Below are 13,063 nucleotides of genomic sequence, written 5' to 3' on the forward strand. Positions count from 1 at the left end.
AACATCCCGAGAACGGAAGTGATGCACATGAACCGCCGTACCGTCACGGTCCTCGCCACGATCGCCGGAGCCGCCCTGCTGCTGCCCGGCTGCACCGGCACAGGTGGCAGCGCGAAGGGCGCGGACGCCAAGGTCCCCGACGACCCCGCCGAGGTCAGCGGAACCATCACCGTCCTCACCGTGCGCACCGACCTGGTGCAGGACGGCACGATGAAGAGGTACGCCGCCGAGTTCAACAAGACCTATCCGAAGGTCCGTGTGGAGTTCCAGGCGCTCACCAATTACGAGGCCGAGATCAAGATCCGGATGAACACGGACGACTACGGTGACGTCCTGCTGATCCCCGCCGTGATCAAGAAGAACGACTACCCGAAGTTCTTCGCCTCCCTCGGCACGGCGGCCGAACGAGCCCAGAAGTACCGGTTCACCGACTTCACCACCGTCGACGGCAAGGTGTACGGGCAGAGCCCGGTCGGCGTGATGCCCGGCTTCGTCTACAACAAGCGGGTCTGGCAGGAGGCCGGGGTCACCGAATGGCCCACCACCCCGGCGGAGTTCCTGGCCGGCCTGAAGGCGATCAAGGCGAGGACCGACGCGGTCCCGTACTACACCAACTTCGCCGCGCAGTGGCCTCTGACCTCCTGGACGTACGTCGACGGCGCGGTCCACTGCGACCCGCAGGCGACCACGAAGCTCGCCGAGGGCGACCCCTGGGCCGAGGACTCCGACCTGCGGGTCGGGGACACGCTGCTGTACGACATCGTCGAGCAGGGCCTCGCCGAGAAGGACCCGACGACCAGCAACTGGGAAGAGTCCAAGCCCCGGACGGCCAAGGGCGAGATCGCCACCCAGTGGCTCGGCACCTGGGCGATCATCCAGTTCCAGGACGCCGCCAGGAAGGCCGGGGTGAATCCGGACGACATCGGTTTCATGCCCTTTCCCGCGCAGACGGACGGCTCTTTCTGCGCGACCGTCGGCCCCGACTACCACCAGGCCGTGAACGTCCACTCCCCGCACAAGGAGGCGGCCCGCGCCTGGATCGACTGGTTCACCGACAAGTCCGGCTACGACAAGGACAACCTGGCGATCTCCCCGCTCAAGGACGCGGCCATGCCCGAGGTGCTGAAGCCGTACGAGGAGAAGGGCGTCAAGCTCATCGAACTGGACGACGCGGCAGGCGCGAAGGTCAAACTGATCGACGACGAGTCCGAGGTCGGCATCTACAAGCCCGAGTACCGCCAGGACCTGGTCGACCTGGCACGCGGCGCCAGGAAGGGCAGCCTGGACGACTTCCTCACCGGACTCGGCCGGAAGTGGACCGAGACGCAAGCGAACGTGAGCGACTGATGGCGCACGCGCACGCGCACGCCGACCCGCCCGCCCACACCCACACCCACAGCCACCCGCACGCGCAGGCGCTCCGCGCCGGGCAGCCGAACTCCGAGGCCCTGCGACCGGTTTCGCAACAGGCCACGCCCGCGCCCTCTCCCGCCCCGCGACGGGCGCGCGCCCGGCGGCTGCTCACCCCGTGGCTGTTCCTGCTCGCCCCGCTCGCCCTGCTGATCACGTTCACCTACGCGCCGATCGCCAACATGATCGCCTACAGCTTCACCGACTGGGACGGCGTGAGCCCCGAACTGCACTACACGGGCGCCGAGAACTACAGGGAGATCTTCACCAGGGAGGACCTCTTCCAGGTCTTCTGGGTGAGCGGCTACTACCTCGTCGCCTCGGTGATCCAGATCGTCGCCGCGCTGTACTTCGCGACGATCCTCAGTTTCCGCGTCCGCTTCCGGAACTTCTTCAAGGGCGTGCTCTTCTTCCCGTCCCTGGTGAACGGTGTGGCGATCGGTTTCGTCTTCCTCTACTTCTTCCAGGACGGCGGCACCCTCGACACGGTGCTCGGCCTCTTCGGACGGCCCACCGACCACGCCTGGCTGGGCACGCCGGCCTCGGCGAACGTCTCGCTCGCCGGCGTCTCGGTCTGGCGCTACCTCGGGATGAACTTCGTCCTGTTCCTCGGCGCGATCCAGTCCATCCCGGGGGAGCTGTACGAGGCGGCCGAACTGGACGGGGCCGACCGCCGGCACCAGTTCCGCTACATCATCCTGCCCGGCATCAAGCCGGTGCTGACCCTGACGGTGATCCTGTCCGTCTCGGGTTCCCTCTCGGCCTTCGAGATCCCGTACATCATGACCGGCGGGGCGACCGGCACCGAGACCTTCGTGATCCAGACCGTGAAGCTGGCCTTCCAGTTCAACAAGACGGGGCTCGCCTCGGCGGCGGCGGTCGTGCTGCTGCTGATCATCCTGCTGGTGACCTGGGTGCAGCGACGTCTCGTCCCCGACGACAGGGTGGACCTCGTATGACACGCCGTGCCCTGACCCGCGCCCTCGTGTACCTGTCGCTGATCGCCGCGACGCTGGTCGTCCTGCTCCCGCTGGGCGTCGTCCTGCTGACCTCGCTGAAGACCGAGAAGGAGACCGCGAACGGCAGTGGAGCGCTCACACCGCCGGACGACCCGCTCAACTTCCACAACTACGTGACGGCGTTCCAGGACGGCGGCATGCTCACGGCGTTCGGCAACACCGCCTTCATCCTCGTCATCTCGGTCGGCGGGACCGTGCTCATCGGGTCGATGACGGCGTACGCGATCGACCGGTTCACCTTCCGTTTCCGGAAGCTGGTGATCGCCCTGTTCCTGGTCGCCGCGCTGGTCCCCGGAGTGACCACCCAGGTGGCCACCTTCCAGATCGTCCACAGCCTCGGCATGTTCGACACCCGCTGGGCCCCGATCGCCCTCTACATGGGTACGGACATCGTCTCGATCTACATCTTCCTCCAGTTCGTGCGCTCGATCCCCATCTCCCTGGACGAGGCCGCGCGACTCGACGGAGCCAACGCCTTCACGATCTACCGGAAGATCATTTTCCCGTTGCTGAAACCGGCGATCGCGACGGTCGTGATCGTGAAGGGGATCGCCGTCTACAACGACTTCTACATCCCGTTCCTCTACATGCCCTCGCAAGATCTTGGCGTGATCTCGACGTCCCTGTTCCGCTTCAAGGGCCCGTACGCGGCGCACTGGGAAACGATCTCGGCAGGAGCGGTGCTGGTCATCCTGCCGACACTGATCGTCTTCCTCGCCCTCCAGAAGTACATCTACAACGGCTTCATGAGGGGAGCGACGCGGTAGCCGCCCGCGACTCACGCCGCGGGCCGACGGTACCCCGGGGCCGCTCCCGCCGCTGGTGCGCGGGCACCCCGGAGCCCGCCTGCGCCGCGGAGCCCGCCGCCACCCCGGGGTCCCGGGAAGCGGCCGCCGTCGCGGACGTCAGGCGCCGTCCTGGACGGTCAGGGCCGCGGCGAGGACCGGTGCGACCTGCTCCACCTGCCACGGCCGCGCCCCGTACGACGCGAGCGCGCCGGCCACCGCTTCCTCGGCCGCCGCCGGCGGCTCCCAGCAGACCCGCCGGACCGCGTCCGGAGCGATCAGGTTCTCCTGCGGCATGTTCAGTTCCTCGGCCAGCGCGGAGACGGCGGTGCGCGCCGCGGACAGCCGAGCCGCCGCAGCGGGGTCCTTGTCGGCCCAGGCCCGCGGCGGCGGCGGTCCCGCCACCGGCTGCCCCGGCTGCGGCAGCTGGGACTCGCTCAGCGCCTTCGCCCGGTCGACCGCCGCCTGCCACTGCTCCAGCTGCCGCCGGCCCATCCGGTGCCCGAAACCGTTCAGCGCGGCCAGGGCCTGCACGTTCGCCGGAAGCGACAGCGCCGCCTCCACGATCGCCGCGTCCGAGAGCACCTTGCCCGGCGACACGTCCCGCCGCTGGGCGATCCGGTCCCGGGTCTGCCACAGCTCCCGTACGACACCGAGCTGCCGGCGCCGCCGTACCTTGTGCATCCCGGACGTACGACGCCACGGATCCTTGCGGGGCTCGGCGGGCGGTGCCGCCGCGATCGCGTCGAACTCCTGGCGGGCCCAGTCCAGCTTGCCCTGCCGGTCCAGCTCCTTCTCCAGCGCGTCGCGCAGGTCGACCAGGAGCTCGACGTCGAGAGCCGCGTACCGCAGCCAGGGCTCGGGCAGCGGCCGGGTGGACCAGTCCACCGCGGAGTGGCCCTTCTCGAGGACGAAGCCCAGCACTCCCTCGACCATCGCGCCGAGGCCGACCCGCGGGAACCCGGCGAGCCGTCCGGCCAACTCGGTGTCGAACAGCCGCGTCGGCACCATGCCTATCTCGCGCAGACAGGGCAGATCCTGGGTGGCCGCGTGCAGCACCCACTCCACGCCGGACAGGGCCTCGCCGAGCGCGGAGAGGTCGGGGCAGCCCACGGGGTCGATCAGCGCGGTGCCGGCGCCCTCGCGGCGCAGCTGCACCAGATAGGCGCGCTGCCCGTAGCGATAGCCGGAGGCGCGCTCGGCGTCCACGGCGACGGGGCCGGTACCGGCGGCGAAGGCGGCGATCACCTCGGCGAGGGCGGCCTCGTCGGCGATCACGGGAGGAATGCCCTCGCGCGGTTCGAGCAAAGGTGTCGGCGCCCCGGAATCAGCTGATCCGCCGTCGTCCGGAGGGGCGCCTCCGGTGGTTCGCAGTGAACTGGCTGCTGCGGTTTCTTGGGCGTCGGTCACCTGTCAAGGGTATCTGTGTATCGACGGCGCCCGCCGACGGAACGTTCCGTCGGCGGGCGCCGGATGGTCGTAAACCAGTCAGGACGGTGAACGAGGGGGAGGAGGTCGGGAGGAAAGCGGGCGGAGAGGGGTGCGCGGGGCCGCGGTCGCGGGCCTTCCCGCGGGAGCGGCTTCCGGGTGACGGGCGGGGTCTCGGTGTCTCAGTGGATGATGCCGGTCCGCAGGGCCACCGCGACCATACCGGCGCGGTCGCCCGTGCCGAGCTTGCGGGCGATGCGGGCGAGGTGGCTCTTGACGGTCAGCGCGGACAGGCCCATCGAGACGCCGATCGCCTTGTTGGACTGGCCTTCCGCGACCAGTCGCAGCACCTCCACCTCGCGGCCGGAGAGCTCGCGGTAGCCGCCCGGGTGGCTCGGGGCACCCGGGGGGCGGCGGTGCAGACGGGCGGCGGAGCCCATGGGGGCGGCACCGGGTCGGCTGGGGAGGCCGAGGTTGGTGCGGGTTCCGGTGACGACGTAGCCCTTGACGCCGCCCGCGAGGGCGTTGCGCACGGCGCCGATGTCGTCGGCGGCGGAGAGGGCGAGGCCGTTGGGCCAGCCCGCGGCGCGGGTCTCCGACAGCAGGGTGAGGCCGGAGCCGTCGGGCAGGTGGACGTCGGCGACGCAGATGTCACGGGGGTTGCCGATGCGGGGACGAGCCTCCGCGATGGACGAGGCCTCGATCACGTCGCGAACACCGAGCGCCCACAGATGGCGGGTGACGGTGGAGCGGACGCGCGGGTCGGCCACGACCACCATGGCGGTGGGCTTGTTCGGGCGGTAGGCGACCAGGCTTGCGGGCTGCTCGAGGAGAACGGACACCAGGCCTCCTGGGTGGGGGACGGGAGCCGGCTCGCGGGGCTTGTGGGGAGGAAGCCGGGACGAACCGTGCTTTCAAGGTCACAGTCGTCTTCGGCAGCGAACCCGGGGTCCTTTAGAGAATGATCACGATCTAGTGAGTAACAATACGTGCAATTCGGACACGCGATCGATCATCCGAAGATCGAGTCGGTTTAAGTGGGCTTCTTACGGGATCGAAAATGGCCGTATCGACAAAGAGATCGACAAAGAGGTGGTCAACGTGACTGAGGCCCCCTGCGCTGCGGCAGCGTGACCACCGACGCGTCCCCGGGGCCGGCCGGCGGCAGCCCCGCCACCTGCGCCAGCAGATCGCACCAGGCCGCCAGGTGCGCCCCCGCCTCCGGCACCCCGCCCAGTCCCTCGCGCGGTGTCCAGGAGGCCCTGATCTCGATCTGCGAGGTCGCCGGACGCTCCGCCAGTCCGCCGAAGTAGTGCGAACCCGCGCGGGTGACGGTCCCGCTCGGCTCGCCGTAGGTCAGTCCGCGCGCCTGGAGCGCCCCGGTCAGCCATGACCAGCACACCTCCGGCAGCAGCGGGTCCGCGGCCATCTCCGGCTCCAGTTCGGCGCGGACGAGGGTCACCAGCCGGAACGTCCCGCGCCAGGCGTCGTGCCCCGCCGGGTCGTGCAGCAGCACCAGCCGGCCGTCGGCCAGGTCCTGGTCGCCGTCCACGACGGTCGCCTCCAGCGCGTACGCGAAGGGGGCGAGCCGCTTCGGGGCCGGTGTCGGGTCCATCTCGATCTGCGGCCGCAGCCGCGCCGCCCTCAGCTGGTCGACCGCCGCCCGGAAGGGCGGTGGAGCCGACCTGGTCCCATCCGGGTCCCCCTCGTTCGCGTCATCCATCCCGCCAGCGCCGTCCGACAGTCGTCCCTGAGCCGCAGCCATGCGGGGAAGATTAAGGGGAACGGGGCCTTCGCGCAGGGCAAGACACCCGTGCGGGGCTCGCGGACGGGTGCGCGCTGGGCGAACAGGCGCACGGGCCGCGCACGTCCGGGACGCCCGGCGCGGGCGGGGCGTCGGCCGGGTGCGGGCCGGGCACGGACGTGGCAGGGGCGGCCTCACGGCCCCCGGCGCCGTGCGAGACTTGCCGTCGTGAGTGCGAACGAGAGCCCGGCGGGCCGGCAGCCGACAGCGACCTACGACAGTGCCTTCATGAAGGCGTGCAGGCGTGAACCGGTGCCGCACACGCCCGTGTGGTTCATGCGGCAGGCCGGACGTTCACTGCCGGAGTACCGCAAGGTCCGTGAGGGCATCCCGATGCTCGAGTCCTGCATGCGGCCCGAGCTGGTCACCGAGATCACCCTCCAGCCGGTGCGCCGGCACAACGTGGACGCGGCGATCTACTTCAGCGACATCGTCGTCCCGCTCAAGGCCATCGGTATCGACCTCGACATCAAGCCCGGCGTCGGCCCGGTCGTCGAGCAACCGGTCCGCACCCGCGCCGACCTCGCCCGGCTGCGCGATCTCACCCCCGAGGACGTCTCCTACGTCACCGAGGCCATCGGCCTGCTGACCGCCGAGCTCGGTGCCACCCCCCTCATCGGTTTCGCGGGCGCTCCTTTCACCCTCGCGAGCTACCTCGTCGAGGGCGGTCCGTCCCGCACGTACGAGAACGCCAAGGCGATGATGTACGGCGACCCCGAGCTCTGGGCCGACCTGCTCGACCGCCTCGCGGAGATCACCTCCGCCTTCCTGAAGGTGCAGATCGAGGCGGGTGCCAGTGCCGTCCAGCTCTTCGACTCCTGGGCCGGCGCGCTCGCCCCGGCCGACTACCGCCGCTCGGTGCTGCCCGCCTCCGCCAAGGTCTTCCGCGCGGTCGAGGGGTACGGCGTCCCGCGCATCCACTTCGGCGTGGGCACCGGCGAGCTGCTCGGGCTGATGGGCGAGGCCGGCGCGGACGTCGTCGGCGTCGACTGGCGCGTCCCGCTCGACGAGGCCGTCCGCCGGGTCGGCCCCGGCAAGGCACTCCAGGGCAACCTCGACCCGACCGTCCTGTTCGCCGGCACCGAGGCCGTCGAGGCCAAGGCCCGCGAGGTCCTCGACGCGGCCGCCGGCCTGGAGGGCCATGTCTTCAACCTCGGCCACGGCGTCATGCCGTCCACCGACCCGGACGCGCTCACCCGCCTCGTCGAGTACGTCCACACGCAGAGCGGCCGCTGAGCCGTCTCACCAGGTGTGCCGGGGGCGCGCCCGTCTGCCGAACAGCAGACCGCGCGGCTCCGGCGGCGGGGGCGTGCCCGGCTTGAGCGGCCAGGCCAGCAGCATGCCGGCCAGGAAGCCGACGACGTGCGCCGCGTACGCCACGGTGCCCGCGCCGGAGACGCCCTCCCCGGAGGAGTACACCGCCTGGAGCACGAACCAGAAACCCAGCACCATCCAGGCCGGCAGCCGCAACGGCAGGAACACCAGGAACGGGACGAGCACCCAGACCCTGGCCTTCGGATACAGCACCAGATAGGCGCCCAGGACTCCCGCGATCGCCCCGGACGCGCCGATCAGCGGGTCGGTCGAGTCGGGGTTGACCAGCGCGAAGCCGTACGACGCCGCGTAGCCGCAGGCGACGTAGAAGAGGGCGAAGCGGACGTGCCCCATGCGGTCCTCGATGTTGTTGCCGAAGATCAGCAGGAACAGCATGTTGCCCAGGAGATGCAGCCAGCCGCCGTGCAGGAACATCGCGCTGAACACGCTCAGCGCGGGCGACTTCTCGTAGCCCGGCGGGCCCAGCACGCAGCCCGCGCCCCGCACTTCACCGGTGGGCACGAGCTGCGGAAGCTGATGGTGGATCAACTCCCGTGGCACGGCGGCGTAGTGCTCCAGGAAGGCGTGCAGATGACACGTCTGGGCCAGGCTGCTGTCGCCCGCCGTGGAGCCGGACAGGCCGGGCATGAACAGGAAGACGAAGACGTTCGCCGCGATGAGCGCGTACGTCACCACCGGCGTGCGGCGCACGGGATTCACGTCATGGACGGGGATGACCACAAGAAATTACTGCCCCCGATCCGTTCGGCGAACCTGTGAAGCGGTGAACGCGCATCCGCACCGGCGCGTATGAAGCGTCAACCGCTCGCGGCACGAGGAAGGCGGGCCGCGGGGACGACGTGAGGAACAGACGATGAACGACCGAGTGACTCCCCCCATGCACGCCACTCCGGACGGCGAGGCGGAGATCTCCCTGGTGATACGGCTGCCCTGGGAGGACGTGGCACGGCTCGGCCAGGAGGCCGGGCGGCTCGCCGCGCAGATGCAGCGGCCGGTGACGTTGGACGAGGCCGTGAGCAGCCGACTGCGGTCGCGGCCGGCGCCCGCGGCGCACGCGAAGCCCGCGGAGCAGCCGTCCTCCACCGCGCCGGTCTCCGCGCTGCCGCGACTGAGCGGAACCGCTTGAGGAACGTGCCGCCCGGCTAGCCGTTGCGTACCTTCGCCGACGCCTTTCTCGCCACTACCAGTACGGGGTCCCACACCGGTGAGAACGGCGGCGCGTACCCGAGGTCCAGTGCCGTCATCTGTTCCACCGTCATCCCGGCCGTCAACGCCACCGCCGCGATGTCGACGCGTTTGCCCGCACCCTCCCGCCCGACGATCTGGACACCCAGCAGCCGGCCCGTCCGCCGCTCGGCGAGCATCTTGACCGTCATGGGGGAGGCGTCGGGGTAGTAGCCGGCGCGGCTCGTCGACTCGATCGTGACCGCCTCGAACCGGAGGCCGACGCGCCGGGCGTCCTTCTCGCGGAGGCCGGTGCGGGCGATCTCCAGATCGCATACCTTGCTGACGGCCGTGCCGACCACGCCCGGGAACGTGGCGTACCCGCCGCCGACGTTGGTCCCGATGACCTGGCCGTGCTTGTTGGCGTGGGTGCCCAGGGCGATGTGGCGTTCCTGGCCGGAGACCAGGTCCAGCACCTCGACGCAGTCGCCACCGGCCCAGACGGTGCCGTCGGCCAGCGGGCCGCGCACCCGCATCGCCAGGTCCGTGAGGAGACCGCCGTGGGCGCCCAGGGGCAGGCCCGCGGCCTTCGCGAGCTCGGTCTCCGGGCGGACCCCGATGCCCAGCACCACCACGTCCGCCGGGTACTCGGCGTCCTCGGTGACCACCGCCCGTACATGGCCGTCCTCGGTGGTGCGCAGGGCGGTGACCTCGGCGTCGTTCACCATGGTGACGCCCAGGCCCTCCATGGCCCGGTGCACCAGCTGCCCCATGTCCGGGTCCAGCGTCGACATCGGCCGGCTGCCCCGGTTCACGACCGTCACCCGGTAGCCGCGCTTGATGAGCGCCTCGGCCATCTCCACACCGATGTAGCCCGCCCCCACGACCACGGCCCGCTTCCCTTGCGCGCGGGCCAGCGTGTCGAGCAGCGCCTGACCGTCGTCCAGGGTCTGCACCCCGTGCACGCCCCGAGCGTCCATGCCCGGCAGGTCCGGCCGGATCGGGCGGGCCCCGGTCGCGATGACCAGCTTGTCGTACGAGGTCCAGGACTCCGCCCCGGAATCCAGCGCACGCGCGCGTACCCGCCGGCCCGCGACGTCGATCTCCGTGACCTCCGTGCGCAGCCGCAGATCGATCCCCCGCGCGCGGTGTTCCTCGGGTGTGCGGGCGATCAGGTCGTCCCGCTCGGTGACGTCACCGCCCACCCAGTACGGATGCCGCACGCCGAGTAGGACGTGAAGTGACCGCGCTCGAAGGCCACGATCTCCAGCTCCTCGGGCCCCTTCAGACGGCGGGCCTGCGACGCCGCGGACATGCCCGCGGCGTCCCCGCCGATCACCACCAGTCGCTCGATGCTCATACGAACACGCTACGGGGGGCTCGCAGTTCAGCGCTGCTCGGGCTCGCCCGGCTCGGCCCCGGCCTGCTCGGGCCCGGTCTGCACCGATCCGGTCCGTGCGGACCCGACCTGCGCGGACCCGACCTGCGCGGACCCCGTCCGGGTGACCCCGGCCCGCGCCGCCCCCGGCTGCCCCGGCACGCCCAGCCCGGCCCGGCTCGCCTCCGCCGCCCTGCGGCGCGGGCGCACCACCCGCAGCCACACCAGCACGAGCAGGGCGGCCGCCGCGAGGAACGGCAGCGCCGCGCCGAACACCACGGCGATCCAGCGCAGCGTCGTCACGAACGCGTCCCAGCCGCCCGCCAGCGCGTCCACGAACCCCGGGTCGTCGTCCTCGACGGCCGGGACGACCGGCTTCTCCGACAGGGTGAGGGTGACGGTCGCCAGACTCGTGCGGTCCTTCAGGGACGACTGCTGGGCGAGCAGCGCCTCGAGATCGGCCTCCCGCCTGCTCAACTCACCCTCCAGGGTGACCACGTCGCTCAGCTTGGTGGCCCGGTCCATCAGCTCACGCACCCGCACCACGCTGGCCCGCTGCGAGGCGATGCGGCTCTCGACGTCGACGACCTGGTCGGTGACGTCCTGGGCCTTCGCCGTGCGCTCCAGGAGCTTGCCCGCGCCCTGGAGATCGGCGAGGACGTCGTCGTACTGCGCGACGGGCACCCGCAGCACGACCCGGGTCCGCTCGGCGCCGTCCCCGTCCCGGACGGTCGTCTCGTCGCCGACGTAGCCGCCCGCGTTCTCGGTGGTGGCGCGGGCCTCGTCCAGGGCCTTGGGCACGTCCTTGACCTGCACGGTCAGTGAGGCGGTGCGGATGATGCGGTTGGCGGTGAGGTCGGGTGCGGAGGTGGCCTTCGAGCCGCTCGCCCCCGCGCCCTCCTTCGCGTCCTGCGCGGCGTCCGCGTCACCGGCGCCGGCCTCGCCCGCCGCGGCCTCCCCGACCGCCGCCTTGTCGGCCGTGCTGCTCGCGCCCGAGTCGTCCGCGGCGCTGCATCCGGTGAGCGCGAGGGCCGCGGCCAGCAGGACCCCGGCCAGGGCGGGCGAGGGCCGTGCGGAACGTCGTACGGAGCGTCCTGCGGAACGTCGTGTGCGCATATGGGTGAACCCCCGAGGTGATGACTGCATGGACGCTCCTTCGACGCCCGGGCGGGCGGGAACGTTGGCGGCGATCGGTTCCGAACAGGTCACGGTCGGGACGCGGGGAGGACACCGGGCCGCGACGGCGGTGTCGGCGGGGTCTGAGAGAGTGGACGCATGAGCTCAACGGGTACGGGCACGGGGCCGCGTGTCGTCGTCATCGGAGCCGGGATCGCCGGACTGGCCGCCGCCCACCGGCTGGTGGAGCGCGGGGCCCGGGTGACCGTCCTCGAGGCCTCCGACCGGGTGGGAGGCAAACTCCTGCCCGGCGAGATCGCGGGCGTGCGCGTGGACCTCGGCGCCGAGTCGATGCTGGCCCGCCGACCCGAGGCGATCGCCCTCGCGCGCGAGGTGGGCCTCGCCGACCGCCTCCGGCCACCGGCCACCGCGACGGCGTCGATCTGGACCCGCGGCGCGCTGCGCCCCATGCCCAAGGGCCACGTCATGGGCGTCCCCGGCGCGGCGGACGCCCTCGCCGGGGTCCTCTCCGACGAGGGGCTCGCCCGGATCGAGCGCGACAGCGACCTGCCCCGCACCGAGGTCGGTGACGACGTCGCGGTCGGCGAGTACGTGGCCGCCCGCCTGGGTCGCGAGGTCGTCGACCGGCTCGTCGAGCCGCTCCTCGGCGGGGTGTACGCCGGCGACGCCTACCGGATCTCGATGCGCTCCGCCGTCCCGCAGCTCTACCAGGCGGCACTGACCCACACCTCGCTGACACGGGCCGTCCGCGAGATCCAGGCGAAGGCCGCCGCCCATCAGCAGACCGGCCCGGTGTTCATGGGGGTCGAGGGCGGCGTCGGCTCCCTGCCGCTCGCGGTCGCCGGGTCCGTTCGGGCGCGCGGCGGCGAGATCCACACACGCGTACCCGTGACCGCGCTGCGCCGGGCGCCCGACGGCGGCTGGCGTGTCACGGCGGGGGAGCGGGTGCTGCCCGCCGACGCCGTGGTCGTCGCCGTCCCCGCCCCGGCCGCCGCCGCGCTGCTGGCCACCGAGGCCCCCGGGGCCGCCGCCGCGCTGCGCACGGTGGAGTACGCCTCGATGGCCCTGGTCACCCTCGCCTACCGGCGCGCCGACACCGCCGGCACGCTCCCCGAGGGCAGCGGCTTCCTCGTCCCGCCCGTCGACGGACGCACTATCAAGGCATCCACCTTCGCCTCCCGCAAGTGGGGCTGGATCGCCGACGAGGACCCGGAAACGGTCGTGCTGCGCACCTCCGTCGGGCGGTACGGCGAGACGGAGATCCTCGGCCGCGAGGACGCCGAACTGGTCGACGTCTCCCGGCACGACCTGCGCGCCGCCACCGGCCTGGAGGCCACCCCCCTCGAGACCCGCGTCACCCGCTGGACGGACGGCCTGCCGCAGTACCCGGTCGGCCACCACGCGCGCGTGGCCCGCATCCGCGAGGAGGTCGCCCGGCTCCCCGGCCTCGCGGTCTGCGGCGCCCCGTACGACGGCGTGGGCATTCCGGCCTGCATCGCGAGCGCGTACGCCGCGGTCGACCAGCTCGGCGGCGACCTGAGCGCCGTACGGGAGCTGGCGGCCAACCCGGTGCAAAGTCTGCACGGCGGAGCGGGAGAATGAG

At 71.8% G+C, this 13,063-nt stretch carries 11 protein-coding genes and 1 pseudogene; 6 read left to right on the forward strand and 6 right to left on the reverse strand.

The genetic code is table 11. The features are described 5' to 3' along the window. Nucleotides 1–27 precede the first annotated feature (27 nt). The 3 genes from AOQ37_RS29370 to AOQ37_RS29380 are packed head-to-tail and all read left to right on the forward strand — an operon-like array spanning nucleotide 28 to nucleotide 3,196. A complete protein-coding gene (locus tag AOQ37_RS29370) occupies nucleotides 28–1,347 on the forward strand; it encodes an ABC transporter substrate-binding protein (RefSeq protein WP_062648629.1) in 1,320 nt (439 codons plus the stop codon). Further along, nucleotides 1,347–2,369: a carbohydrate ABC transporter permease gene (locus AOQ37_RS29375; protein ID WP_234437039.1), complete on the forward strand. Its 1,023-nt coding sequence runs from the start codon at nucleotides 1,347–1,349 to the stop codon at nucleotides 2,367–2,369. Before AOQ37_RS29370 ends, AOQ37_RS29375 begins: the two co-directional genes overlap by 1 nt. Then, a complete protein-coding gene (locus AOQ37_RS29380; RefSeq protein ID WP_062648631.1) occupies nucleotides 2,366–3,196 on the forward strand; it encodes a carbohydrate ABC transporter permease in 831 nt (276 codons plus the stop codon). Before AOQ37_RS29375 ends, AOQ37_RS29380 begins: the two co-directional genes overlap by 4 nt. A gap of 138 nt (nucleotides 3,197–3,334) precedes the next feature. On the opposite strand, the gene AOQ37_RS29385 is transcribed toward AOQ37_RS29380, so the two are convergent. The 3 genes from AOQ37_RS29385 to AOQ37_RS29395 form a co-directional block, all read right to left on the reverse strand. Next, nucleotides 3,335–4,624 carry a ribonuclease D gene (locus AOQ37_RS29385; RefSeq protein WP_078890404.1) on the reverse strand — a complete coding sequence of 430 codons (1,290 nt, stop codon included), beginning with the start codon at nucleotides 4,622–4,624 and terminating at the stop codon, nucleotides 3,335–3,337. Between the two features lie 200 nt (nucleotides 4,625–4,824). Continuing rightward, nucleotides 4,825–5,484, reverse strand: coding sequence for a helix-turn-helix transcriptional regulator (locus AOQ37_RS29390; RefSeq protein ID WP_020125228.1), 660 nt, complete (start codon nucleotides 5,482–5,484; stop codon nucleotides 4,825–4,827). A gap of 254 nt (nucleotides 5,485–5,738) precedes the next feature. Next, nucleotides 5,739–6,407 carry a DUF3000 domain-containing protein gene (locus AOQ37_RS29395; protein ID WP_078890405.1) on the reverse strand — a complete coding sequence of 223 codons (669 nt, stop codon included), beginning with the start codon at nucleotides 6,405–6,407 and terminating at the stop codon, nucleotides 5,739–5,741. 207 nt (nucleotides 6,408–6,614) lie between these two features. Between AOQ37_RS29395 and hemE the strand changes: the two genes are divergently transcribed. Next, nucleotides 6,615–7,682: a uroporphyrinogen decarboxylase gene (gene hemE / locus AOQ37_RS29400; protein WP_062648637.1), complete on the forward strand. Its 1,068-nt coding sequence runs from the start codon at nucleotides 6,615–6,617 to the stop codon at nucleotides 7,680–7,682. A 6-nt stretch (nucleotides 7,683–7,688) separates the two neighbouring features. Here the strand turns inward: hemE and AOQ37_RS29405 are convergent, their stop codons facing one another. Beyond that, the gene (locus tag AOQ37_RS29405) at nucleotides 7,689–8,501 is read right to left on the reverse strand and encodes a rhomboid family intramembrane serine protease (RefSeq protein ID WP_062648639.1); all 813 of its coding nucleotides are present in this window, start codon (nucleotides 8,499–8,501) and stop codon (nucleotides 7,689–7,691) included. A gap of 133 nt (nucleotides 8,502–8,634) precedes the next feature. Between AOQ37_RS29405 and AOQ37_RS29410 the strand changes: the two genes are divergently transcribed. Continuing rightward, nucleotides 8,635–8,907 carry a hypothetical protein gene (locus AOQ37_RS29410; protein ID WP_078890406.1) on the forward strand — a complete coding sequence of 91 codons (273 nt, stop codon included), beginning with the start codon at nucleotides 8,635–8,637 and terminating at the stop codon, nucleotides 8,905–8,907. 16 nt (nucleotides 8,908–8,923) lie between these two features. Here AOQ37_RS29410 and AOQ37_RS29415 read toward each other — a convergent pair. Both AOQ37_RS29415 and AOQ37_RS29420 read right to left on the reverse strand, forming a co-directional pair. Further along, nucleotides 8,924–10,305: pseudogene (locus tag AOQ37_RS29415) on the reverse strand (FAD-dependent oxidoreductase). 27 nt (nucleotides 10,306–10,332) lie between these two features. Beyond that, nucleotides 10,333–11,439 carry a DUF4349 domain-containing protein gene (locus AOQ37_RS29420; RefSeq protein WP_078890407.1) on the reverse strand — a complete coding sequence of 369 codons (1,107 nt, stop codon included), beginning with the start codon at nucleotides 11,437–11,439 and terminating at the stop codon, nucleotides 10,333–10,335. Between the two features lie 159 nt (nucleotides 11,440–11,598). Between AOQ37_RS29420 and hemG the strand changes: the two genes are divergently transcribed. Beyond that, nucleotides 11,599–13,062 carry a protoporphyrinogen oxidase gene (gene hemG, locus AOQ37_RS29425; protein ID WP_062648644.1) on the forward strand — a complete coding sequence of 488 codons (1,464 nt, stop codon included), beginning with the start codon at nucleotides 11,599–11,601 and terminating at the stop codon, nucleotides 13,060–13,062. Nucleotide 13,063 lies beyond the last annotated feature (1 nt).

The organism is Streptomyces maremycinicus (genome assembly GCF_001184025.1).
GTDB classification, from domain to species: domain Bacteria; phylum Actinomycetota; class Actinomycetes; order Streptomycetales; family Streptomycetaceae; genus Streptomyces; species Streptomyces maremycinicus.

Bases quoted from the DNA above. Each gene is read 5' to 3' on its own strand.
- AOQ37_RS29375 (WP_234437039.1), top strand. From the start codon at position 1,347: ATGGCGCACGCGCACGCGCACGCCGACCCGCCCGCCCACACCCACACC.
- AOQ37_RS29420 (WP_078890407.1), bottom strand. From the start codon at position 11,439: ATGCGCACACGACGTTCCGCAGGACGCTCCGTACGACGTTCCGCACGG.
- hemG (WP_062648644.1), top strand. From the start codon at position 11,599: ATGAGCTCAACGGGTACGGGCACGGGGCCGCGTGTCGTCGTCATCGGA.
- AOQ37_RS29395 (WP_078890405.1), bottom strand. From the start codon at position 6,407: ATGGCTGCGGCTCAGGGACGACTGTCGGACGGCGCTGGCGGGATGGAT.
- AOQ37_RS29410 (WP_078890406.1), top strand. From the start codon at position 8,635: ATGAACGACCGAGTGACTCCCCCCATGCACGCCACTCCGGACGGCGAG.
- AOQ37_RS29380 (WP_062648631.1), top strand. From the start codon at position 2,366: ATGACACGCCGTGCCCTGACCCGCGCCCTCGTGTACCTGTCGCTGATC.
- AOQ37_RS29370 (WP_062648629.1), top strand. From the start codon at position 28: ATGAACCGCCGTACCGTCACGGTCCTCGCCACGATCGCCGGAGCCGCC.